Source organism: Pseudomonas cichorii, assembly GCF_003700275.1.
GTDB lineage: Bacteria > Pseudomonadota > Gammaproteobacteria > Pseudomonadales > Pseudomonadaceae > Aquipseudomonas > Aquipseudomonas cichorii_B.
Genome location: NZ_RBRE01000049.1, coordinates 58,682 through 80,410 on the forward strand (window position 1 = coordinate 58,682; position 21,729 = coordinate 80,410).

General features: G+C 59.5%; 21 protein-coding genes. 15 read left to right on the plus strand and 6 right to left on the minus strand.

What is annotated here, in order from left to right; translation table 11 throughout:
- The first annotated feature begins 62 nt into the window (after positions 1 to 62).
- From ALQ04_RS13595 to ALQ04_RS13610, 4 genes are read left to right on the plus strand one after another with little or no spacing between them, the layout of a single operon-like run.
- Positions 63 to 1,028: a sulfonate ABC transporter substrate-binding protein gene (locus ALQ04_RS13595; RefSeq protein WP_122316272.1), complete on the plus strand. Its 966-nt coding sequence runs from the start codon at positions 63 to 65 to the stop codon at positions 1,026 to 1,028.
- Positions 1,029 to 1,056: 28 nt separating this feature from the next.
- Complete coding sequence (gene ssuC / locus ALQ04_RS13600; RefSeq protein ID WP_122316273.1) at positions 1,057 to 1,854, plus strand: aliphatic sulfonate ABC transporter permease SsuC; 798 nt, start codon at positions 1,057 to 1,059, stop codon at positions 1,852 to 1,854.
- Positions 1,851 to 2,663: an aliphatic sulfonates ABC transporter ATP-binding protein gene (gene ssuB, locus ALQ04_RS13605; protein WP_122316274.1), complete on the plus strand. Its 813-nt coding sequence runs from the start codon at positions 1,851 to 1,853 to the stop codon at positions 2,661 to 2,663. The genes ssuC and ssuB overlap by 4 nt, the downstream gene beginning before the upstream one ends.
- 26 nt (positions 2,664 to 2,689) lie before the next feature.
- Entirely contained in the window at positions 2,690 to 2,905 is a 216-nt protein-coding gene (locus ALQ04_RS13610; protein ID WP_025262382.1) for a molybdopterin-binding protein, read from the plus strand.
- A 58-nt stretch (positions 2,906 to 2,963) separates the two neighbouring features.
- Here ALQ04_RS13610 and ALQ04_RS13615 read toward each other — a convergent pair whose 3' ends face one another.
- Both ALQ04_RS13615 and ALQ04_RS13620 read right to left on the minus strand, forming a co-directional pair.
- The gene (locus ALQ04_RS13615) at positions 2,964 to 3,602 is read right to left on the minus strand and encodes a TetR/AcrR family transcriptional regulator (RefSeq protein WP_122316275.1); all 639 of its coding nucleotides are present in this window, start codon (positions 3,600 to 3,602) and stop codon (positions 2,964 to 2,966) included.
- Positions 3,603 to 3,830: 228 nt separating this feature from the next.
- Positions 3,831 to 5,207 (minus strand): glutamine synthetase family protein, encoded by a 1,377-nt coding sequence (locus ALQ04_RS13620; protein ID WP_122316276.1) that lies wholly within the window; start codon positions 5,205 to 5,207, stop codon positions 3,831 to 3,833.
- A 406-nt stretch (positions 5,208 to 5,613) separates the two neighbouring features.
- Here ALQ04_RS13620 and ALQ04_RS26765 point away from each other — a divergent pair, with 406 nt between their 5' ends.
- From ALQ04_RS26765 to ALQ04_RS13655, 8 genes are all read left to right on the plus strand, one after another.
- A complete protein-coding gene (locus ALQ04_RS26765; protein WP_147466598.1) occupies positions 5,614 to 5,808 on the plus strand; it encodes a hypothetical protein in 195 nt (64 codons plus the stop codon).
- A 35-nt stretch (positions 5,809 to 5,843) separates the two neighbouring features.
- Complete coding sequence (locus ALQ04_RS13625) at positions 5,844 to 7,202, plus strand: glutamine synthetase family protein (RefSeq protein WP_117165727.1); 1,359 nt, start codon at positions 5,844 to 5,846, stop codon at positions 7,200 to 7,202.
- Positions 7,203 to 7,262: 60 nt separating this feature from the next.
- Positions 7,263 to 8,621 carry an aspartate aminotransferase family protein gene (locus ALQ04_RS13630; RefSeq protein WP_122316277.1) on the plus strand — a complete coding sequence of 453 codons (1,359 nt, stop codon included), beginning with the start codon at positions 7,263 to 7,265 and terminating at the stop codon, positions 8,619 to 8,621.
- Between the two features lie 197 nt (positions 8,622 to 8,818).
- Positions 8,819 to 9,916: a polyamine ABC transporter substrate-binding protein gene (locus ALQ04_RS13635; RefSeq protein ID WP_122316278.1), complete on the plus strand. Its 1,098-nt coding sequence runs from the start codon at positions 8,819 to 8,821 to the stop codon at positions 9,914 to 9,916.
- Positions 9,917 to 10,160: 244 nt separating this feature from the next.
- Positions 10,161 to 11,228, plus strand: coding sequence for a polyamine ABC transporter substrate-binding protein (locus ALQ04_RS13640; protein WP_409077256.1), 1,068 nt, complete (start codon positions 10,161 to 10,163; stop codon positions 11,226 to 11,228).
- 57 nt (positions 11,229 to 11,285) lie between these two features.
- Positions 11,286 to 12,428 carry a polyamine ABC transporter ATP-binding protein gene (potA, locus tag ALQ04_RS13645; protein ID WP_122316280.1) on the plus strand — a complete coding sequence of 381 codons (1,143 nt, stop codon included), beginning with the start codon at positions 11,286 to 11,288 and terminating at the stop codon, positions 12,426 to 12,428.
- Positions 12,425 to 13,345, plus strand: a complete 921-nt coding sequence (locus ALQ04_RS13650; protein ID WP_122316281.1) for an ABC transporter permease subunit — start codon at positions 12,425 to 12,427, stop codon at positions 13,343 to 13,345. The genes potA and ALQ04_RS13650 overlap by 4 nt, the downstream gene beginning before the upstream one ends.
- The gene (locus ALQ04_RS13655; RefSeq protein WP_122316282.1) at positions 13,342 to 14,205 is read left to right on the plus strand and encodes an ABC transporter permease subunit; all 864 of its coding nucleotides are present in this window, start codon (positions 13,342 to 13,344) and stop codon (positions 14,203 to 14,205) included. Before ALQ04_RS13650 ends, ALQ04_RS13655 begins: the two co-directional genes overlap by 4 nt.
- 58 nt (positions 14,206 to 14,263) lie before the next feature.
- On the opposite strand, the gene ALQ04_RS13660 is transcribed toward ALQ04_RS13655, so the two are convergent.
- Positions 14,264 to 16,651 carry a penicillin acylase family protein gene (locus tag ALQ04_RS13660; protein ID WP_122316283.1) on the minus strand — a complete coding sequence of 796 codons (2,388 nt, stop codon included), beginning with the start codon at positions 16,649 to 16,651 and terminating at the stop codon, positions 14,264 to 14,266.
- Between the two features lie 191 nt (positions 16,652 to 16,842).
- Positions 16,843 to 17,412, minus strand: coding sequence for a DUF6436 domain-containing protein (locus tag ALQ04_RS13665; protein WP_122316284.1), 570 nt, complete (start codon positions 17,410 to 17,412; stop codon positions 16,843 to 16,845).
- A gap of 103 nt (positions 17,413 to 17,515) precedes the next feature.
- On the opposite strand from ALQ04_RS13665, the gene ALQ04_RS13670 reads away from it, so the two are divergent.
- Entirely contained in the window at positions 17,516 to 18,457 is a 942-nt protein-coding gene (locus ALQ04_RS13670; protein WP_122316285.1) for an alpha/beta hydrolase, read from the plus strand.
- Positions 18,458 to 18,479: 22 nt separating this feature from the next.
- Here the strand turns inward: ALQ04_RS13670 and ALQ04_RS13675 are convergent, their stop codons facing one another.
- Positions 18,480 to 19,238, minus strand: a complete 759-nt coding sequence (locus ALQ04_RS13675; RefSeq protein ID WP_122316286.1) for a DUF2059 domain-containing protein — start codon at positions 19,236 to 19,238, stop codon at positions 18,480 to 18,482.
- Between the two features lie 142 nt (positions 19,239 to 19,380).
- Between ALQ04_RS13675 and ALQ04_RS13680 the strand changes: the two genes are divergently transcribed.
- Both ALQ04_RS13680 and ALQ04_RS13685 read left to right on the plus strand, forming a co-directional pair.
- Positions 19,381 to 20,016 carry a 2OG-Fe(II) oxygenase gene (locus tag ALQ04_RS13680; RefSeq protein WP_122316287.1) on the plus strand — a complete coding sequence of 212 codons (636 nt, stop codon included), beginning with the start codon at positions 19,381 to 19,383 and terminating at the stop codon, positions 20,014 to 20,016.
- A gap of 153 nt (positions 20,017 to 20,169) precedes the next feature.
- Positions 20,170 to 20,607 (plus strand): DUF4399 domain-containing protein, encoded by a 438-nt coding sequence (locus tag ALQ04_RS13685; RefSeq protein WP_122316288.1) that lies wholly within the window; start codon positions 20,170 to 20,172, stop codon positions 20,605 to 20,607.
- A gap of 128 nt (positions 20,608 to 20,735) precedes the next feature.
- Here ALQ04_RS13685 and ALQ04_RS13690 read toward each other — a convergent pair whose 3' ends face one another.
- Positions 20,736 to 21,707: a thymidylate synthase gene (locus ALQ04_RS13690; RefSeq protein WP_122316289.1), complete on the minus strand. Its 972-nt coding sequence runs from the start codon at positions 21,705 to 21,707 to the stop codon at positions 20,736 to 20,738.
- Positions 21,708 to 21,729: the final 22 nt, after the last annotated feature.

Consider the following 21,729-nt stretch of genomic DNA (forward strand, 5'->3'; position numbering starts at 1 on the left):
ACCTTACTTGCCCGCCATCGGTCGAGCAGGTGACCACTCAATACCTAGCAAAGGAGCGCCCCATGCGCACTCTCATCTTGCGTCGAGGCCTGGTCGCTCTGTTTGCCGCAGCGGTCTCTCTGGGCGTGATTACCCAGGCCCAGGCCGAAGACCTCCGTATCGGTTATCAGAAATACGGCACGCTGGTGCTGCTCAAGGCCAAGGGCACGCTGGAAAAGCGTCTGGCCGAACAGGGCGTGAAGGTCCAGTGGACTGAATTCCCCGGTGGCCCGCAATTGCTCGAAGGGCTGAATGTCGGCTCCATCGATTTTGGCGTCACCGGCGAAACACCACCGGTCTTCGCCCAGGCTGCCGGCGCGGATCTGCAGTATGTCGCCTACGAGCCGCCTGCGCCGACCAGCGAAGCGATTCTGGTGCCCAAGGATTCGCCGATCACCTCGGTAAAAGACCTCAAAGGCAAGAAAGTCGTCCTCAACAAAGGCTCCAACGTTCACTACCTGCTGGTACGTGCGCTGGAAGATGCCGGTTTGAAATACACCGATATCCAGACTGTTTTCCTGCCACCCGCTGATGCGCGTGCCGCCTTCGAGCGTGGCAGTGTCGATGCCTGGGTCATCTGGGACCCTTACCAGGCCGCCGCCGAAAAGCAATTGCAGGCGCGGACTTTGAAAGACGGCACCGGTATCGCGGATAACCATCAGTTCTATCTGGCCACCAAGCCTTACGCACAAAAGAACCCGAAAGTGATCCAGGCTCTTGTAGAAGAAGTGCGGGCAGTCGGCGAATGGTCCCAGGCTCATCCCGAGGAAGTGACCAGGCAAGTGGCGCCGTTGTTGGGCCTGCCTGCCGACATTACCCTGACCTCGGTGAAGCGCCAGGGCTACGGCGCGCTGTTCATCACGCCCCAGGTAGTCGAGGCCCAGCAGAAAATCGCCGACACCTTCTACCAGCTCAAACTGATTCCCAAGCCGCTTCGCATCGCTGATGTGATCTGGACACCTCCGGCTGCTGTGGCGAAAGCACAGTGATTGGCAGGCCCTTCGAGGAGACAACTCCATGAGCCTTAGTGCTTCGCAACGAACCATTCACCGGCTGGCGCCCTGGGCACTTCCAGTCTTGCTGCTGGCGTTCTGGCAGCTGTCGGTCAGCGCCGGCTGGCTGTCTACCCGCATCCTGCCGGCACCCAGTGCGGTCATCGAGGCGGGTTACAACCTGGTCGCCAGCGGTGAAATCTGGACGCACCTGGCGATCAGCGGCTGGCGTGCCGGTATCGGTTTTGCCATCGGCGGTGGCATCGGTCTGGTGCTGGGCTTCATTACCGGCCTCACCAAATGGGGCGAGCGCCTGCTGGACAGCTCGGTACAGATGATCCGCAATGTGCCGCATCTGGCGCTGATCCCACTGGTCATCCTGTGGTTCGGCATTGATGAAACCGCGAAGATTTTCCTCGTGGCGCTGGGCACCCTGTTCCCGATCTACCTGAACACCTACCACGGCATTCGCAACATCGACCCGGCCCTGGTGGAAATGTCGCGCAGCTACGGCCTGTCCGGCTTCAGCCTGTTTCGTCACGTGATCCTGCCGGGCGCCATGCCTTCGATTCTGGTCGGTGTGCGCTTCGCGCTGGGCTTCATGTGGCTGACGCTGATCGTGGCCGAAACCATCTCGGCCAGCTCCGGCATCGGTTATCTGGCGATGAATGCCCGCGAATTCCTGCAAACCGACGTCGTGGTTCTGGCCATCGTGCTGTATGCAGTACTCGGCAAGCTCGCCGATCTGGCCGCACGAGCCCTGGAGCGCGTATGCCTGCGCTGGCATCCGGCCTATCAAGCAAGCAAAGGCGGTGCAGCATGACCAGTCTGAAACAACAACCTCCGCATTTGCTGCGTGGTATTCCGCTGGCGATTCAGGACCTGAAGAAAGCCTTCGGTTCGCGGGTGGTGCTCAAGGATATCGACCTGCACATTCCGGCTGGCCAGTTCGTGGCCGTGGTCGGGCGCAGTGGTTGTGGCAAGAGTACCTTGCTGCGCCTGCTGGCCGGGCTGGACAAGCCGACCGAGGGCCAGTTGCTGGCCGGGTCCGCCTCGCTGGCCGATGCCCGCGAAGACACGCGCTTGATGTTCCAGGAAGCGCGTCTGCTGCCCTGGAAAAAGATCATCGACAACGTCGGTCTGGGCCTGAGTGGCGACTGGCGTGCGCAAGCGCTGGAAGCGCTCGAAGCGGTTGGCCTGGCCGAGCGCGCCAATGAGTGGCCGGCGGCATTGTCCGGTGGCCAGAAGCAGCGCGTGGCCCTGGCCCGGGCGCTGATTCACAAGCCGCGCCTGCTGCTGCTCGACGAGCCGCTGGGTGCGCTGGATGCCCTGACCCGGATCGAGATGCAGCAACTGATCGAAGATCTGTGGCGCAAACATGGTTTTACCGTATTGCTGGTCACCCACGATGTCAGCGAGGCGGTTGCCATCGCCGATCGGGTGATCCTCATCGAAGAAGGGCGCATCGGGCTGGATCTGCTGGTCGATCTGCCACGCCCGCGGGCGCGTGGTTCGCATCGTCTTGCCGCGCTGGAAACCGAAGTGCTCAACCGCGTGCTGTCCCTTCCCGGATCGCCGCCTGAACCCGAACCCGTTTCACCATTGCCCACGCAATTGCGTTGGGCCAATTAACCCTATCCCCAAAAGGAAGACATGCCATGACTATCAAAGCCATCAACGTTCGTAACCAGTTCAAAGGCACCATCAAGGAAATCGTCCAGGGTGACGTGCTGTCGGAAATCGACGTGCAGACCGCTTCGGGTATCGTGACTTCGGTCATCACCACCCGCTCGGTAAAAGAGCTGGAGCTGGCCGTGGGCAGCGAAGTGATTGCCTTCGTGAAATCCACCGAGGTGTCGATCGCCAAGCTGTGATCCTCAGCGACACCCGACCCCGGACGGTGCAGACCCTCCGGGGTTTTTCATGGCCGGATCAAAGCGGCTGGGCGCGTTTTGGCAGGAACGGCGGCAGGTACAGCCCCAGATAAGCGTCGAACACCCGCATGCCTTCTTCGGCCATGCGCGGGGTGATCTGGTCGTGCAGTTGCACCGAACGGGCGTAGACCCGGTCGCCCAGTTCCATTGCCAGGGCAAATACGTCCACATCATCCGGCAGGGTCGGCAACTGGAAGTGGCGGTTGAACACCTCCAGCATCAGGTGGCCCAGTTCGATGTCGTGCTGGCGGTCGGCCTGATTGATTTCGGTCAGGCCGTGCTGGGCGAGGATCAACTGGCGGGCGGCGGCATCGGCGTTATAGATGCTCAACATGCGCAGTTCCACCAGGCGCGACAGGTCGCGCCAGTCCCCGAGTTCGTCATGTTCGATGGGGGCCTGCAGGGATGCGCGAAAGGCCGCATGAATATCGGCGGTCAGCGCTTCAAGCAGGGCCGGGACGCTGGCGAAGAAGTGATAGACCGAAGACGGTGGTATCTCGGCACGCTCGGCCACGCTGTAGATCGACAGGCTGGCCACACCTTCAGTCGCGAGCAAGGTGCGGGCCGCCTCGAGAATCGAGTCGATTCGGGCCTGACTGCGTGCTCGGGGTTTGCGAAGGGTAGCGGGGCGGGTCATTTGCTGAACTCTGGAGGCGGGACTGTGGGCATTGTACAGCGCCGATGGCTTCGCGAATGAATTCGCTCCCGTCAGGCTGGATTGAATCTGTGGGAGGTGCCTTGGCCGCGACAGCTTTAGCCCGGGCAACCCATAAACAGGCCATCAGTAGCAGCCAGTTCATTCGCGAAGCCGCAAACAAAAACGCCGCACAACCTTGCGGCCTGCGGCGTTTTTGCTGCATGTCGGTCAAACCGTATGCAGATACCAGTTGTACTCAAGGTCGGAGATGGAGTGCTCGAACTCCTCCAGCTCGCTTTCCTTGCAGGCCACGAAGATATCGATGTATTTCGGATCGATGTACTTGGCCATGACTTCGCTGTCGTCCAGCTCGCGCAGTGCATCGCGCAGGTTGTTCGGCAGGCTCTGCTCGTGCTGCTCGTAGGAGTTGCCTTCCACCGGAGCACCGGGTTCGATCTTGTTGGTCAGACCGTGATGCACGCCTGCCAGGACCGAAGCCATCAGCAGGTACGGGTTGGCATCGGCACCGGCAACCCGGTGTTCGATGCGCACGGCATCCGATGAGCCGGTCGGTACCCGCACCGCGACGGTACGGTTATCCAGGCCCCAGGTCGGCGAGTTGGGTACGTAGAACTGGGCACCGAAACGGCGATACGAATTGACGTTCGGGCACAGGAACGCCATTTGTGCTGGCAGGGTCTCGAGCACACCGCCGATCGCATGACGCAATGCGGCGTTCTGCTCGGGATCCTCGCTGGCAAAGATATTCTTGCCATCGCGGTCCAGGATCGAAATATGGACGTGCAGACCATTGCCCGCCTGACCCGGATAGGGCTTGGCCATGAAGGTGGTGTCCATTTCATGGTCGTAGGCGATGTTCTTGATCAGGCGCTTGAGCAGTACCGCGTAATCGCACGCCTTGAGCGCATCGGCAACGTGATGCAGGTTCACCTCGAACTGTGCCGGGGCGCTTTCCTTGACGATGGCGTCGGCCGGGATACCTTGCTCCTTGGCACCTTCCAGAATGTCCTGGAGGCAGTCGACGTATTCGTCGAGATCGTCGATCAGGTAGACCTGTGTCGAGTGCGGGCGCTTGCCCGAGATCGGCGAGCGTGGCGGTTGCGGACGTCCATTCACGTTCTCCTGGTCGATCAGGTAGAACTCCAGCTCGAAAGCCGCGCAGATGGTCAGGCCCATTTCATCGAACTTGGCCACGACCTGGCGCAGCACTTCACGCGGGTCGGCGAAGAATGGATCGCCTTCGAGTTCGTGCATGGTCATCAGCAGTTGTGCCGTCGGGCGCTTCTGCCATGGCTCGTTGCACAGGGTATCGGGGATTGGATAACAGATTCGGTCAGCATCGCCGATATCCAGGCCCAGGCCGGTGCTTTCCACCGTGGAGCCATTGATATCCAGGGCAAATAGAGAGGCAGGCAGGTTGATGCCCTTCTCGTAAACCTTATGGAGGCTGGTGCGTTCTATGCGTTTGCCACGCACCACACCATTCATATCTGCAATCAGAAGGTCAACGTACAGAACCTCAGGATGTTCCTTAAGGAACGCGTTCGCTTCGTTGAGCTGAACGGCACGCGGGGGTACCGACATGATGCAACACCTTTGTTGTTAAAAATATCAATCATCGAGCATTACGGGTTTCAGTCAATCCGAAAGCCATGATGAAGTCAATAGAGCCTTTTGTTGCCCTAAAACTGCCCCGTATAGCCATTTTTGCCGCTATTTGGGGCGCGTATTTCGTGTCTTGACCGTTGCTGAGCCAGGATGGGGAAGGCCTGTATTCTATTTTTATTGGAAAGTTGTATAAAAAAATGAACAAGGCTAAGCTCGATTGCAACCCAAAGAGCAATAAAACCGGGGGTTCAATGCCTTGCCTTCCCTTGATTGACCGCACATTCTGCACACGACAGAGCGGTCATCATGCCAGTCCCATGAGCGTCCCTGATGGCCCGACGCTGAATCCGCCCGGCATTGTCTGCGACCCTGGAGCACTGTCATGAGTTCCAGCCATACTGGACATCCGTACTGTGCTGTTCCGTCTTTTCGTAATGAACAGTATCACTATAGCGGCCTGATCGGCGTTACAAAGGCTGTCCATGCTTTCAAACCGGCAGATGCCACCTTACCGCTTATTCGTGCCTGCCGAAACGAGTTGTACAACGTGACGCCGATGCGTCGGAAAAACGCCTGATCGCGGATCAGGACACGACAACCCCTGAGGTATTTATGAGTACCAACCTCGACCAGCTCACCGATTGGTTGAAAGAACACAAGATCACCGAAGTCGAATGCATGATGTCCGACCTCACCGGGATCACTCGCGGCAAGATCTCGCCGACCAACAAGTTCATTGCCGAAAAGGGCATGCGTCTGCCAGAAAGCGTGTTGCTGCAGACGGTGACCGGCGATTATGTAGAAGACGACATCTACTACGAACTGCTGGACCCGGCCGATATCGACATGATCTGCCGCCCCGACCAGAACGCGGTGTATCTGGTGCCCTGGGCCATCGAGCCTACTGCGCAGGTCATTCACGACACCTACGACAAGCAAGGCAACCCCATCGAGCTGTCGCCGCGCAACGTCCTGAAGAAGGTCCTCAAGCTGTATGCCGACCAAGGCTGGCAGCCGATCGTGGCGCCGGAAATGGAGTTCTACCTGACCAAGCGCAGCGACGACCCGGATTATCCGTTGCAGCCGCCAGTCGGGCGCTCCGGGCGTCCGGAGACGGGGCGTCAGTCCTTCTCTATAGAAGCCGCCAACGAGTTCGACCCACTGTTCGAGGATGTCTACGACTGGTGCGAGCTGCAGAACCTGGATCTGGACACCCTGATCCATGAAGACGGCACGGCGCAGATGGAAATCAACTTCCGGCATGGCGATGCCCTGTCGCTGGCCGACCAGATTCTGGTGTTCAAGCGCACCATGCGCGAAGCCGCGCTCAAGCATGATGTGGCGGCCACCTTCATGGCCAAGCCGATGACCGGCGAACCGGGCAGTGCGATGCACTTGCACCAGAGCATCATCGACATCGAGACCGGCAAGAACATCTTCTCCAATGACGACGGGACCATGAGTCAGCTGTTCCTGAATCACGTCGGCGGCCTGCAGAAACTGATCCCAGAGCTGTTGCCGCTGTTCGCGCCCAACGTCAACTCGTTCCGCCGCTTCCTGCCGGACACCTCCGCGCCGGTGAACGTCGAGTGGGGCGAGGAAAACCGTACCGTCGGCTTGCGGGTGCCGGATGCCGTTCCCCAGAACCGCCGTGTGGAAAACCGCCTGCCGGGCGCCGATGCCAACCCGTACCTGGCAATTGCCGCGAGCCTGCTGTGCGGCTTTATCGGCATGGTCGAAGGGCTCAATCCGAGCGCACCTGTCGTCGGTCGTGGTTATGAGCGCCGCAACCTGCGCCTGCCGCTGACCATCGAAGATGCGCTGGAGCGCATGGAAAACAGCAAGACCATCGAGAAGTACCTGGGCAAGAAGTTCATCGTCGGCTACGTAGCGGTCAAGCGGGCCGAGCACGAGAACTTCAAGCGAGTGATCAGTTCGTGGGAGCGGGAATTCCTGCTCTTCGCCGTATGAGCCATACAGACGCCGCAGCTGCGGCGTCTGGTTAACGTATCCGGACACAGGAAGCGCTGCATGAGTGCCAACAATCCTCAAACCCTCGAATGGCAAGCCATGAGCAGCGAGCATCATCTGGCACCGTTCAGCGATTACAGACAACTGAAAGAGAAAGGCCCGCGCATCATCACCCGCGCCGAAGGCGTTTATCTGTGGGACAGCGAAGGCAACAGGATTCTGGATGGCATGTCCGGCCTGTGGTGTGTCGCCATCGGCTATGGCCGCGAGGAACTGGTCGAAGCAGCCAGCAAACAGATGCGTGAGCTGCCTTATTACAACCTGTTCTTCCAGACCGCTCATCCACCGGCACTGGAGCTGGCCAAGGCCATTTCCGAAGTCACGCCGCAAGGCATGAATCATGTGTTCTTTACCGGCTCAGGCTCCGAAGGTAACGACACCATGCTGCGCATGGTCCGGCATTACTGGGCGCTCAAGGGCCAGCCGGGCAAGAAAACCATCATCAGTCGGATCAACGGTTATCACGGCTCCACCGTGGCCGGCGCCAGCCTGGGTGGCATGACCTACATGCACGAGCAGGGCGATCTGCCGATCCCCGGCGTGGTGCACATTCCCCAGCCATACTGGTTTGGCGAAGGCGGCGACATGACGCCGGACGAGTTCGGCATCTGGGCTGCCGAGCAACTGGAGAACAGGATTCTCGAACTGGGCGTGGAGAATGTCGGGGCGTTCATTGCCGAGCCGATCCAGGGCGCGGGCGGTGTGATCGTGGCGCCGGATACCTACTGGCCGAAGATCAAGGAGATTCTGGCCCGCTACGACATCCTGTTCGTCGCCGATGAGGTGATTTGTGGCTTCGGGCGCACCAGTGAGTGGTTCGGTAGCGATTTCTACGACCTCAAGCCCGACATGATGACCATCGCCAAGGGCCTGACCTCGGGTTATGTGCCCATGGGCGGCCTGGTAGTGCGTGACGAGATCGTCGCGGTGCTCAACGAAGGCGGTGATTTCAACCACGGTTTTACCTATTCCGGGCATCCGGTGGCGGCTGCGGTTGCGCTGGAAAACATTCGTATCCTGCGCGAAGAAAGAATCGTCGAACGGGTCAAGTCGGAAACGGCACCATACTTGCAGAAACGTCTGCGCGAATTGAGCGACCACCCGCTGGTGGGCGAGGTGCGCGGTGTCGGTCTGCTGGGGGCTATCGAGCTGGTGAAGGACAAGGTCACTCGCGAGCGTTACACCGGCAAGGGTGCGGGCATGATCTGTCGAACCTTCTGCTTCGAGAATGGCCTGATCATGCGGGCGGTGGGCGACACCATGATTATTGCGCCACCGCTGGTGATCAGTTTTGCGCAAATCGATGAGCTGGTCGAAAAGGCGCGCAAGTGCCTGGACTTGACCCTGGCTGCACTGTAGGTGCGGATTTATCCGTGAAGGCGATACATTTTCTTCGGATGTACCGGCCATTCGCTAATGAATTCGCTTCTACGGGAATTCCTTTGAATTCATGCAGTGTCTTGTTTGATAGCTTGAAAGCGCCAACCGGAACTTGCCAGACTAATGGCTAGAAGCCGCTAATCTAACGGTCAGTGATAAACATTGGAGCTGTACGCATGAAAAAATTTGGCAAGACCCTTCTCGCCTTGTCCCTGATGGGCGTTGTGGCCGCAACTGCGCAGGCCGACGACAAAGTGCTCCACGTCTACAACTGGTCCGATTACATCGCGCCGGACACCATTGCCAAATTCGAGAAAGAGTCCGGCATCAAGGTCGTCTACGACGTTTTCGACAGCAACGAAACCCTGGAAGCCAAGCTGCTGGCCGGCAAGTCCGGTTATGACATCGTGGTGCCGTCCAACAATTTCCTGGCCAAGCAGATCAAGGCTGGCGTCTATCAGGAACTGGACAAGTCCAAACTGCCCAACTACGGCAACCTGAACAAGGACCTGCTCAAGGCTGTTTCGGTCAGCGACCCGGGCAACAAGCACGCCTTCCCGTACATGTGGGGCTCGATCGGTATCGGCTTCAACCCCGAGAAGGTCAAGGCTGCTCTGGGTGCCGACGCACCGGTCAATTCCTGGGACCTGCTGTTCAAGCCTGAAAACGCTGCCAAGCTGAAGTCCTGCGGTATCAGCTTCCTCGACTCGCCAACCGAAATGCTGCCTATCGCCCTGCATTACCTGGGCTACCCGACCGACTCTCAGGACAAGAAGCAGCTCGCCGAAGCTGAAGCGCTGTTCATGAAGATTCGTCCGTCGATTGGTTACTTCCATTCGTCCAAGTACATCTCCGACCTGGCCAACGGCAACATCTGCGTAGCGGTCGGCTACTCGGGTGATATCTACCAGGCCAAGTCGCGTGCCGAAGAAGCGGGTGGCAAGGTCAAGGTCAGCTACAACATTCCCAAGGAAGGTGCCGGCAGCTTCTTTGACATGGTCGCCATTCCCAAGGATGCCGAGAACGTCGAAGGTGCCTACAAGTTCATGACCTTCCTGATGAAGCCGGAAATCATGGCTGAAATCACCGATGAAGTGCGTTTCCCGAACGGCAACTCGGCGGCGACTCCGCTGGTCAACAAGGAGATCACCAGCGACCCGGGCATTTACCCGCCTGCCGACGTCCAGGCCAAGCTGTATGCGATTGCCGACTTGCCTGCGGCGACCCAGCGGATCATGACCCGCAGCTGGACCAAGATCAAATCGGGCAAATAACCCCCCGATGTTGTAGGAGCGAATTCATTCGCGAAGCTCTTTTTCATGCAATGCAATCGCGTTGCCAGAATCTGCGCTTTCGCGGATGAATCCGCTCCCACAGGGGTATGTCATAGAAAGTTTTTTTGCGCTTCACAGCCATCAACGGTAAGTTGCCGACCCATTTTCAAGCTCACCGATACGGGCACCAGACCCCATACTGAAAAGGATTGTTCACGTGTCTATTTCTTTATTGGCCAAATCGATGCTCGCTGTTGCGGTTCTGGCAATGGCTACCAATGTGCAGGCCGAGTCCACCGTGCACATCTATAACTGGTCCGATTACATCGGCAAGACCACCCTGGCGGACTTTGAAACCACCACCGGCATCAAGCCGATGTACGACGTATTCGATTCCAACGAGACCCTGGAAGCCAAGCTGCTGGCCGGGCGTACCGGTTACGACGTGGTAGTGCCGTCCAATCATTTCCTGGGCAAGCAGATCAAGGCCGGCGCTTTCCAGAAGCTCGACAAGTCGCTGCTGCCCAACTACAAGAATCTCGACCCGGGGCTGCTCAAGCGTCTGGAGAAAAACGATCCGGGCAACCAGTACGCCGTGCCTTATCTGTGGGGCACCAACGGCATCGGTTACAACGTCGAGAAGGTCAAGGCAGCGCTGGGTGTCGAGCGGATCGATTCCTGGTCGGTGCTGTTCGAGCCGGAGAACATCAAGAAGCTTTCCAGTTGCGGCGTGGCGTTTCTCGATTCCGCCGATGAGATGATCCCGGCCATGCTCAATTACCTGGGCCTGGACCCCAACAGCACCAAGGACGCCGACTACAAGAAGGCTGAGGCCAAGCTGCTGGCGGTTCGTCCCTATGTCACCTATTTCCATTCGTCCAAGTACATTACCGATCTGGCCAATGGCGATATCTGCGTCGCGGCCGGCTTTTCGGGCGATGTTTTCCAGGCTCGGGATCGTGCCGAAGAAGCAGGCAAGGGCGTGAAGATCGCCTATTCCATCCCCAAGGAGGGTGGCAACCTGTGGTTCGACATGCTGGCGATCCCGGCTGACTCGAAGAACGTCAAGCAAGCCAGTGCCTTCATCAACTACCTGCTTGAACCGGCAGTGATCGCCAAGGTCAGCGATGAGGTGGGTTATGCCAACCCGACGCCGGCGTCCGGCGAGCTCATGGACCAGGAGATTCGCACCGATGAGGCGGTCTATCCACCTCAGGAAGTGCTGGACCGGTTGTTCGTGAACAGTGAGCTGCCGCCCAAGATACAACGTCTGATGACCCGCAGCTGGACCAAGGTCAAGTCGGGCAAATAAAAATCGGCGCCCGACCGAACGGGTCGGGCTGCATACCTATTGTTGGGAGTTTCATCCATGCCAGTTGCCTCCGGCGCCTACAAAAAAGCCATTGAAGGCAGTCAGCAACCCAAAGAGGTTCTGGTCAGGATCGATCGGGTCACGAAAAAATTCGACGAGACGATTGCCGTGGACGACGTGTCCCTGCAAATCAACAAGGGCGAAATCTTCGCCCTGCTCGGCGGTTCCGGGTCCGGCAAGTCCACCTTGCTGCGCATGCTGGCCGGCTTCGAGCGCCCGACCGAGGGCCGTATCTTCCTGGATGGCGTCGACATTACCGACATGCCGCCCTACGAACGCCCGATCAACATGATGTTCCAGTCCTACGCGCTGTTCCCGCACATGACCGTGGCCGACAACATTGCCTTCGGCCTCAAGCAGGACAAGCTGCCCAAGGCGGAAATCGATGCCCGCGTCGCCGAAATGCTCAAACTGGTGCACATGACCCAGTACGCCAAGCGCAAGCCGCATCAGCTTTCCGGTGGCCAGCGTCAGCGTGTGGCCCTGGCTCGTTCGCTGGCCAAGAAGCCCAAGTTGCTGTTGCTCGACGAGCCGATGGGCGCACTGGACAAGAAACTGCGCTCGCAGATGCAACTGGAGCTGGTGGAAATCATCGAGCGCGTAGGCGTGACCTGCGTGATGGTGACCCACGATCAGGAAGAGGCCATGACCATGGCCGCGCGCATCGCGATCATGCACCTGGGCTGGATCGCCCAGATCGGCAGCCCCATCGACATCTATGAAACGCCGACCAGCCGCCTGGTCTGCGAATTCATCGGCAGCGTCAACCTGTTCGAGGGCGAAGTGATCGAGGACATGGAAGGCTATGCGCTGATCCAGAGTCCCGACCTTGAGCGGCAGATCTACGTCGGTCACGGCGTGACCACCTCGGTTGAAGACAAACACATCACCTACGCACTGCGCCCGGAAAAGCTGCTGATCACCACCGAGCAGCCGACCTTCGAGCACAACTGGTCGCGGGGCAAGGTGCATGACATCGCCTACCTGGGCGGCCATTCGGTGTTCCATGTGCAGTTGCCCGGCGGCAAGATGGTCCAGTCCTTCGTGGCCAACGCCGAGCGTCAGGGCGCCCGGCCTACCTGGGACGACGAAGTCTACGTGTGGTGGGAAGACGACAGCGGCGTGGTACTGCGCTCATGAAAATCCGCAAGATCAAACGCGCACTCCAGCGTATAACGCCCAATGGTCGTCAACTGGTCATTGGCGCGCCGTTTCTCTGGCTGTTCCTGTTTTTTGCCCTGCCGTTCCTGATCGTCCTGAAAATCAGCTTCGCCGAGGCGGATGTGGCGATCCCGCCGTATACCGAGATTTTCAGTTACGCCGAAGACAAGCTGCAACTGGTCCTGAATCTGGCCAACTACACGCTGCTGACCGGCGACGACTTATATATCTCGGCCTATCTGGGCTCGCTGAAGATGGCGTTCTTCAGCACCTTGCTGTGTCTGTTGATCGGCTACCCGATGGCCTACGCCATCGCCAATGCCCGCAAGGACCTGCAAACCGTGCTGTTGCTGCTGATCATGATGCCGACCTGGACGGCAATCCTGATTCGCGTCTACGCCTGGATGGGCATTCTCAGCAACAACGGGCTGCTCAACGCTTTCCTGATGTGGCTGGGGCTGATCGACGAGCCGTTGCAGATCCTCAATACCAATCTGGCGGTCTACATCGGCGTGGTCTATTCCTACCTGCCGTTCATGATCCTGCCGCTGTACGCGAATCTGGTCAAACACGACCGGAGCCTGCTTGAGGCTGCATCGGACCTGGGTTCCAGTACCTTCAACAGCTTCTGGAAAATCACCGTGCCGCTCTCCAAGAACGGTGTGATCGCCGGCTGCATGCTGGTGTTCATCCCGGTCGTGGGCGAGTTTGTGATTCCTGAGCTGCTGGGTGGCCCGGAAACCCTGATGATCGGTCGGGTCCTCTGGCAAGAGTTCTTCAACAACCGCGACTGGCCGGTGGCTTCGGCGTTGGCGGTCATCATGTTGCTGGTATTGATCGTGCCCATCATTCTGTTCAACCGCAGCCAGGCCAAAGAACTGGAGGGCAAGATATGAATCGCTTTCGTTTCTCGAACCTGGTTCTGGTTCTCGGCCTGCTGTTCATTTATGCACCGATGGTCATTCTGGTCATCTACTCGTTCAACGACTCCAAGCTGGTGACTGTCTGGGGCGGCTGGTCGGTCAAGTGGTACGTCGGCCTGCTGGACAACACCCAACTGATGGGCTCGGTGTGGCGCTCGCTGGAAATTGCCTTCTACACGGCGATTGCCGCCGTGGCACTGGGCACCATGGCGGCCTTCGTGCTGACCCGCATCTCGCGCTTCAAGGGCCGCACGTTCTTCGGTGGGCTGGTCACGGCACCGCTGGTAATGCCGGAAGTGATCACCGGTCTGTCGCTGTTGCTGCTGTTCGTGGCCATGGCGCAGTTGATCGGCTGGCCGCAGGAGCGTGGCATCGTCACCATCTGGATCGCCCACACCACATTCTGCGCGGCCTACGTGGCGGTGGTGGTGTCGTCGCGTCTGCGTGAACTGGACCTGTCGATCGAGGAAGCGGCAATGGATCTGGGCGCGCGGCCGTGGAAGGTGTTTTTCCTGATCACCATTCCGATGATCGCGCCATCGCTGGCGGCGGGCGGCATGATGTCGTTTGCCCTGTCGCTGGATGACCTGGTACTGGCCAGCTTCGTTTCCGGACCGGGTTCGACCACCTTGCCGATGGAAGTGTTCTCGGCCGTACGCCTGGGTGTGAAGCCGGAAATCAATGCGGTGGCCAGCCTGATCCTGCTGGCGGTATCGCTGGTGACTTTCCTGGTCTGGTTCTTCAGCCGTCGTGCCGAGGAACGGCGCAAGCGCGCCATTCAGCAAGCCGTTGAAGAGAGCGCTGCCGAGACCTATAAGCCCAAGCCGGTATAAAGACTGGCGCAAATGTGTGGGGGCGAATTCATTCGCGGATAAATCCGCTCCCACACCGTTATTGAGCCGGCACCAGCTGCAACAATCCTTCGGTGTGTTCCTCGACATCCTTCTCGCTGAAATGCTGCGGCATGTACTCGCCGTTGACGAACGCTTTGGCCTGATCCGCGTAATGCCTGTCGAACGGCACGCCGCTTTGTCCAACCGGGTTGATGCCCAGGCTGTGGGCCGGGTCGGCGAAGTCGATCAGGCGGCGGGTCGATGGGCCATAGCTGACTGGCCATGGCGCCGTGCGCAGGCGCGAGGACAGGTTGTTGGGGACTTCATGGGTGCCCGGCGCGGCATACGGGCCGACATTCAGCAGGCGGTCCAGCGGCTTCTGCGAACCCAGCGGATGCCCTTGCGTCAGGGTGTGCACCTTGCCCCATACCCACTCATCCGGGTTGTTGCCATACATGGATTTCAAGTGTGAAACACTGGCGCGCCAGGCGACCTTGACGGTATTGGCGCGGCTCTCGGCATGCGGTGAGTGGCGATTGTTCCACCAAGGTGAGTCAGCATCGGCGGCCAGGCGCGGCAGGGCGGCATCGATTACCCGTGAAGTGGTCAGGGTTTCAAAGAAGCCATCGCCAAGCTCGTCATGGAAGGTTTCTTCGGTCAGGTCGAACAGGAACTGGCTGAACAGTGTCGCGCCTACCGAGTCGAGCGGGTAATCGCCTTTCCACTGTGCCAGGCGCTCCATCAGTTGCACTTCCTCCGGCTCGGTAATGACGCTGCGCAATACCGGAATCAGCGGCTTGAGGATGCTCTGGGCATAGTCGGTGCGGGTGCCCAGTTGCAATGCCTTGCTGTTGTCCAGATCCCACTTGATCGTCGAATCGCTCAGTTGCCTGTCCAGATACTGCCCGCGTTCGGCCGGATTGTAATAGCCCGGAATCTGCATGCCGGTCGGTGACAGGGGCTGGAAGTTGGCCGAGACGATATAGCCGCGTGCCGGGTTTTCTTCCTGTGGGTTGGCGCTGAACGGGTAGAAACCGAGCTTGTCGGCCTGCGTCGTGCTGCCATCGAGAATGTAGGCGGGATTGACTCCTTCCGGGCGGATCGGCAGTTGGGCAGCAGCCCACCAGCCAATATCGCCCTGATTATTGGCCCAGACGATGTTCAAACCGGGCGACTGGATCTTCTCGGCAGCGTTGCGCATCTTTTCCAGGGTGTTGGCGCGGTTGGCTTCATAGAAACCGTCGAGCACCGGGTTTTCCGACACCAGGAACGACCACCACATGGCAATCGGTGCCTTGCCGGCGTTCTTGCCTACCACATCATTGACGATCGGACCGTGCGGCGACTGACGCAGGGTCAGGGTCACATCGGCCTGGCCCTTGACCTTGATCTGTTGCTCGCTGCTGGTCATGTCCACCCACTTGCCCTGATACCAGACCTGGTTCGGGTTCTCGGGGTTGGTCTTCTCGGCGATCAGGTCCACGTCGTCGTTCTGGAACATGGTCAGGCTCCAGCCGAAGTCCATGTTGTGGCCCAGGAAGGCGAACGGATTGAGCGCCTGATGATGGCCGTACAGCTCGAAACCCGGTGCCGATAGCTGGGCTTCGTACCATACCGATGGCACCGAAAAACTGATGTGCGGATCGCCCGCCAGCAAGGGCTTGCCGCTGCGCGTGCGGTTGCCGGACACCGCCCAGGCATTGCTGCCTTCAAACTGCGGCAGGCCTGCGTCGGCGACGGCCTTGTGGCTGAGTTCGGCGAGTGCGTTGAGGTCTTGCCAGTCGATGTCGGTCAGGGCCGGTTTCTGATCGAGCATGCCTTGTGGATGCCAGTCCAGATCGAACACTTTGAGGTATTGCGGGCCAAGCTGGTCGCGCACATAGGTCAGCAACGGCTCGGTGCGGAAGGCCGCGGCAAAGCTGTAGGCCAGATAGCCGCCGATGCTGAGAGTGTCTTCGGCGGTGAAGGGCCGCTTGGGGATGCCCAGTACATCGAACTCCATCGGCTTTGCGTGGCTGTCCTGATACTGGTTGATGCCGTCCAGATAGGCTTGCAGCGCCTTCCAGGTCGGGCTGTCCGGATTCTGCCGGGCCACGTAGGCATCGGCATGTTCGCGGATGCGCAGGCTGCGGAACATCTTGTCGGTGCCGATCAGGTTGGGACCGAGGATTTCCGCCAGCTCACCACGTGCCAGGCGCCGCAGCATTTCCATCTGGAACAGACGGTCCTGGGCATGCACGTAGCCGAGCGCACGGTACATATCCGCTTCGTTTTCGGCCCGGATATGCGGCACGCCGCGTTCGTCGTAGCGCACGCTGACCGGCGCTTTCAGGTGCGCCATGGCGATTTCGCCGTCGCGAACCGGCTGTTTGCTGTGGATATACCAGCCAGCACCTGCGGCAAGCAGCGCGAGGATGATGGCGAGAATGGCAAGGCTGCGTTTCATTCAACTTCTCTATGAAAGGCTCTGGCAGAGGGATGCAGGCTACAGAGTTGATGCAGGTTTTCGCGAATGAATTCGCTCCCGCACCTTATATTCTTGTCGCCTGAAATCCTTTCACACAATCCGTGGAGGGGGCTTGCCCGCGACGGGGCAGTGTTTTTCATACAGGTAGGACGGATGGCAGGAAAGAATCTTTATTGCCAGGCGCAATAACAGCCGACCGCCATGGTGTTGGTGGTGTTCACGCTGCGGCCTTCGATCAAGACATTCAGGATCGGCTCGATAAAGCTGTTGCCGGAGTTGCAGGTCAGCCCTTCGCTGTAAGGCCCGAAATACGCGAGTTTGCCAGTGCGGTCCCAGATGGCGACGGCGGGGCTGGCGGTGATTCTTTCGGCGCCCGGCAGGTTGCTCAGAGCCTTGAGCGCCTCGGGTGTCCCGGACGCTGCAGCAGGTGTGCCGGGTTTTTGCACAACATAGAAGTCCACGCCGTTGTCGCTGCCAAAGTGCTCGATCAGTTCGTTCAGGTGCTGCTGGTTACCGACGTTGCAGGGGCACGCCGGATCGCGGAAGTGCACCAGCCGAATGCGTCCCGGACCGGCCAGTTCGGGCGGCAGGCTCAGGTTTTCGCCGCTGAACAGCGCGGTCTGGTCACTGAAGGGACGCACGTAGCGATTCTGGAACCAGTCATGGGCCATCCACCATCCGGCCCCGCAAACCAGAATGAGCAGGTAGGCCAGCAGCGTGGAACGATGTGGGACTTTCATGACAGACGCTTCTATTTGAGGTGGCGTAGCTTGCCACGCCCGAACAGACAGATGAATATCGCTACACTGTCTTTTCAAGGTCCTGTTGGAATCCGGAAGCCTTATGTCTGCAACGTTTGACCCTGATCAACTTCGTGCCACGCTGCCACCGCTGGGCGCCATGGAACCGCTCTCGCTGGATGGGCAGGTCTATCAGCGTTTCTACGGCCTTGCCGGTCTGGGCGGCGAGAATCTCATACGCAGTTGGCTTGGGCGCCTGGATGTGGGTGGCTACGAGATTGTCGGCCAGCTCTGGCTGCCCGAGCAGCCGGTGGCAACCCTGTTCCTGTTCCATGGTTTCTACGACCACATGGGCCTTTACCGGTACGTGATCGAGTGGGCGTTGTCCCAGGGTTTTGCGGTGATTTCCTGCGACTTGCCGGGGCATGGGCTGTCCAGCGGCAGCCGGGCGAGCATCAATGACTTTGCCGAATATCAGGCGGTGTTGCAGCGCCTGCTGCTGGAAGCCGAGGCCCTGAATCTGCCGCATCCCTGGCATCTGTGCGGACAAAGCACCGGCGGTGCAATCGTCATCGATCACTTGCTCAATCAGGGTCACGACAGCCCGGCGCAGGGCAAGGCGATTCTCCTGTCGCCGCTGGTCCGGCCCCGCGCCTGGGGCTGGTCCAGGCTCAGCTATCACATGCTCAGGCCGTTTGTGGACGGCATTGCCCGGCGCTTTTCCGAGAACACCAATGCGCCCGCGTTCCTGCCGTTCCTGCTTGCCGATCCGTTACAGCCACGCCGCCTGCCGACCGCCTGGGTGGGCGCCTTGTCGCGCTGGATCGTGCAGATCGAACGTGCGCCGCGCAGTGCGCGCAGCCCGCTGATCATTCAGGGCGATGCCGACATGACCGTCGACTGGGACCACAACCTGACCGTGCTCAAGAACAAGTTCAGCCAGCCGCAGATCCTGATGCTCGGCAAGGCACGTCATCATCTGGCCAATGAAGTGCCTGAGTTCCGGACGCGGTATTTCGAGTTCCTCAACGGGCGCATGGACTGAGCCGCCCGGTTGGCGAGGGGAGTTACTGGCCTGGAGACAGGCTGGAAGTGCTCTGGCCGACTGCAAGCCCGGCGCGGATCGCAGCGAGGGCGGCCTGATAGTAGGCCTTGCCTTGCGCCGATTCGGCGAAGGTCGAGAACTCTTCCAGTTCCGGATCGGACAGGTCGCGGTAGACATACAACAGCGTGTTGTTCAGGTCGGCGCTGATCTGCGCCATCAGCCGTTCGCGCTGTCCTTCAAGCATGCCCTGGGCCTGCCCGCCGCCCAGCAGCCCTGGAATCATCTGGCTCAGGCTGTCGGCTGCTACGCCCGCGATGGCCAGGCTGACTTCCGCGCCAGCCTGTTTGGCAGGCAGCGCCTGGGCCAGATGGCCGATCAGTAACTGGCGCGTGGCGTCCGCTTCGATCACCGGCAACCCCTGGGCGTGTTTGGCCAACTGGTCGGCGCGGGTCGCCGTCAGCTCGGCCTTGACGATTTTGCGGCCCAGTGGCGACTGGAAGAAGCGCAGCGCCGGCACCGGATCCTTGAGGCTTTCACGCAGGCGCTTTTCGGCGCGCTGGTCCATGGCCTGCGGAGCAAAACGCTGGTTGCTGTTATTGACCAGTGCCTGGAAGACCGCTGGCGGCAGGTTTTCGCGGTAGCGCTGCTGGGCAGCCTTGATGGCATCGTTGAAATGCGCGCGCTGTTCTGTCCAGCCGGCGGCCTTGTACAACTCATCGTGGCTGTCTGCCCAGACGGGCACAGTGCAGAACATCAACAGCAAAACAAACAAACGACGCATTCGGGACTCCTGTCGGCAGGTCGCTATTCTCGGGGTGTTGGCGGGGATTTGTCGAGTTATGACTGCCCTTGCCAGATGAAAACTCCCGTACATGACCCTGCGGCATACACGCCTCTGTTGAATTCAAGGGCTTATGGATACTATGCACGCCATGCGCATATCTCCCGATCATCCCTTACTGCTGCGAATCGTCGACGACCTGGCCGCCAATGGCTGGTCGCAGCAGAATATCTTCCTGCCCGAAGGTCTGACCCGCGAACTGGCCCAAGAGTGCCATCGCCGGGCAGCCGAGGGTGAGCTTGAGCCTGCCGGTGTGGGCCGGGGGATTGCCCAGGAAGTGCGCGAAGGCATTCGCGGCGACCATATCCAGTGGCTCGAAGCCGGTCAGGCGGAGTGCTGCGACCGGTATCTGGAGTTGATGGACAGCTTGCGCCTGGCGCTCAATCGCGGGCTATTCCTGGGTCTGGAAGACTATGAAAGCCACTTCGCCCTCTATCCGCCGGGAGCGCTTTATCTCAGGCATCTGGACCGCTTTCGCGACGATGACAAGCGCATGGTCTCGGCAGTGCTGTATCTGAACCAGGCCTGGCTGCCCGAGCATGGCGGGCAGTTGCGCATGTACCTCAAGGGCGACGTTACCTATGACGTGCAGCCTACAGGCGGTTGTCTGGTGGTGTTCCTGTCCGGCGAGATTCCCCATGAAGTGCTGCCCGCCACCCGCGACCGGCTTTCCGTGACCGGCTGGTTCCGGCGTCGGGGTAATGAACTGTTCGTGTGAGGCCGTCCGGCTTCATGAAATCTGTGTCATGAAACGCATTCTCCGGTTATCGGGCCCGCCAGCGGTCTATCGTAAAGGGCGTTCCTTGCGGAGCTGAACCGAAGACTTTGGTTCAGGGTCCGATGGATAGCCTCATAAACGTCCGGAGAGATCATGACATCCCTATTTTCCAGAACTGCCATCGCAAGCCTGTTGCTGGGAGCCAGTGCTCTGGTTCAGGCCGCCGATATTCCACGTACCGCTTCGCCCACAGGTGCCGAGGTCTACATCATCTCGCCCAAGGATGGCGAAACCGTGACGTCGCCGTTCAAGGTCCAGTTTGGCCTCAAGGGTATGGGTGTTGCACCGGCAGGGGTCGATATCCCTGAAACCGGCCATCACCATCTGTTGATCGACGTGAAGGATCAGCCCGCCGCGAATGCTCCGCTGCCGACCACCGACAATATCCGCCACTTCGGCAAGGGCCAGACCGAAACCGAACTGAGCCTGCCACCGGGTAGCCACACCCTGCAATTGCTGGTGGGCGACAAGGCGCATATCCCGCTGAATCCGACTGTCGAGTCGAGGAAGATCACTGTCAATGTGAAATAGGCCGCACCGGCTGGACAAGCGAATCTATTCGCCAAGTGCTTGTGCAAGAGGAGAGGGAGGAGCCTATTGCATTGAAGCTGCGCGAATGAATTCGCTCCTGCACGGAGCCAATTCATTCGCGAACAGGCTTATACCGCCATCGGCGCTGTCATCGCCGGATGATGTTCATACCCTTCCAGCGAGAAGTCGGAGGGCTCGATCAGTTCCAGCCACTCCGGCTGATAGACGCCGGTCTTGGCGAACTCTGGCACACGATCTGAAATCACCAGTTTTGGCATCGGGAACGGCTCGCGGGTGAGCTGTTCGTTGAGCATGTCCAGGTGGTTTTCGTAAACGTGGGCATCACCGATGAAATAGGTGAACCAGCGTGGCGTGTAGCCGGTCAGGCGCCCGATCAGGCTCAGCAGCGCTGCGCCTTCGGTCAGGTTGAACGGCGTACCAAGGCCCAGATCGTTGGAGCGTATGTACAGCGTCAGCGAGATTTCGCGGGTCTGCGGGTTCGGGTGCAACTGGTAGAGCAAGTGGCAAGGTGGCAGGGCCATCTCGTCGAGCTGTGCGCAGTTCCAGCCGTGGAACAGGATACGGCGGCTGCCAGGATCCTTGATGATGGTGTCGACACACTGGCGAATCTGGTCGATGGCCTTGTACAGAACCACAAAGCTCTGGCCATCTTCTTCGGACTCTGCGATCTGCTTGTAGCCCTGGCTGACGGCCAGTTCAATCGCCGCAGGATTGTCGGTTGCAATGCGCTTGTAGGCTGGCCATTTGCGCCACTGCACGCCGTAGATCTCGCCCAGGTCATCCTCGCCCTTGCGGAACGGGTTGTTCAGCCACTGGGCGTTTTCATTGGCGTTCTGGTCCCAGACCTTGCAGCCCAGTTCGCGAAACTCCGCCGCGTTGCTCACGCCGCGCAGGAAACCGACCATCTCACCGATGGCCGACTTGAAGGCCATGCGCCGGGTGGTGATTGCCGGGAAACCTTCCTGCAGGTCATAACGCAGCATCGCACCGGGAAAACTGATGGTGTTCACGCCGGTACGGTTGGATTGCAAGGTCCCGTGCTTGATCACATGGGCGACTAATTCCAGATATTGCTTCATAAATTACCTGCATCGTTGAATC

What these genes read in the sequence shown, in the direction of transcription:
- ssuC (WP_122316273.1), top strand. Translation starts at nt 1,057, where the DNA reads ATGAGCCTTAGTGCTTCGCAACGAACCATTCACCGGCTGGCGCCCTGG.
- ALQ04_RS13595 (WP_122316272.1), top strand. Translation starts at nt 63, where the DNA reads ATGCGCACTCTCATCTTGCGTCGAGGCCTGGTCGCTCTGTTTGCCGCA.
- ssuB (WP_122316274.1), top strand. Translation starts at nt 1,851, where the DNA reads ATGACCAGTCTGAAACAACAACCTCCGCATTTGCTGCGTGGTATTCCG.
- ALQ04_RS13675 (WP_122316286.1), bottom strand. Translation starts at nt 19,238, where the DNA reads ATGCGTCGTTTGTTTGTTTTGCTGTTGATGTTCTGCACTGTGCCCGTC.
- ALQ04_RS13660 (WP_122316283.1), bottom strand. Translation starts at nt 16,651, where the DNA reads ATGAAACGCAGCCTTGCCATTCTCGCCATCATCCTCGCGCTGCTTGCC.
- ALQ04_RS13690 (WP_122316289.1), bottom strand. Translation starts at nt 21,707, where the DNA reads ATGAAGCAATATCTGGAATTAGTCGCCCATGTGATCAAGCACGGGACC.
- ALQ04_RS13630 (WP_122316277.1), top strand. Translation starts at nt 7,263, where the DNA reads ATGAGTGCCAACAATCCTCAAACCCTCGAATGGCAAGCCATGAGCAGC.
- ALQ04_RS13625 (WP_117165727.1), top strand. Translation starts at nt 5,844, where the DNA reads ATGAGTACCAACCTCGACCAGCTCACCGATTGGTTGAAAGAACACAAG.
- ALQ04_RS13640 (WP_409077256.1), top strand. Translation starts at nt 10,161, where the DNA reads ATGCTCGCTGTTGCGGTTCTGGCAATGGCTACCAATGTGCAGGCCGAG.
- ALQ04_RS13635 (WP_122316278.1), top strand. Translation starts at nt 8,819, where the DNA reads ATGAAAAAATTTGGCAAGACCCTTCTCGCCTTGTCCCTGATGGGCGTT.
- ALQ04_RS13680 (WP_122316287.1), top strand. Translation starts at nt 19,381, where the DNA reads ATGCACGCCATGCGCATATCTCCCGATCATCCCTTACTGCTGCGAATC.
- ALQ04_RS13650 (WP_122316281.1), top strand. Translation starts at nt 12,425, where the DNA reads ATGAAAATCCGCAAGATCAAACGCGCACTCCAGCGTATAACGCCCAAT.
- ALQ04_RS13610 (WP_025262382.1), top strand. Translation starts at nt 2,690, where the DNA reads ATGACTATCAAAGCCATCAACGTTCGTAACCAGTTCAAAGGCACCATC.
- ALQ04_RS13615 (WP_122316275.1), bottom strand. Translation starts at nt 3,602, where the DNA reads ATGACCCGCCCCGCTACCCTTCGCAAACCCCGAGCACGCAGTCAGGCC.
- ALQ04_RS13670 (WP_122316285.1), top strand. Translation starts at nt 17,516, where the DNA reads ATGTCTGCAACGTTTGACCCTGATCAACTTCGTGCCACGCTGCCACCG.
- ALQ04_RS26765 (WP_147466598.1), top strand. Translation starts at nt 5,614, where the DNA reads ATGAGTTCCAGCCATACTGGACATCCGTACTGTGCTGTTCCGTCTTTT.
- ALQ04_RS13620 (WP_122316276.1), bottom strand. Translation starts at nt 5,207, where the DNA reads ATGTCGGTACCCCCGCGTGCCGTTCAGCTCAACGAAGCGAACGCGTTC.
- potA (WP_122316280.1), top strand. Translation starts at nt 11,286, where the DNA reads ATGCCAGTTGCCTCCGGCGCCTACAAAAAAGCCATTGAAGGCAGTCAG.
- ALQ04_RS13685 (WP_122316288.1), top strand. Translation starts at nt 20,170, where the DNA reads ATGACATCCCTATTTTCCAGAACTGCCATCGCAAGCCTGTTGCTGGGA.
- ALQ04_RS13665 (WP_122316284.1), bottom strand. Translation starts at nt 17,412, where the DNA reads ATGAAAGTCCCACATCGTTCCACGCTGCTGGCCTACCTGCTCATTCTG.
- ALQ04_RS13655 (WP_122316282.1), top strand. Translation starts at nt 13,342, where the DNA reads ATGAATCGCTTTCGTTTCTCGAACCTGGTTCTGGTTCTCGGCCTGCTG.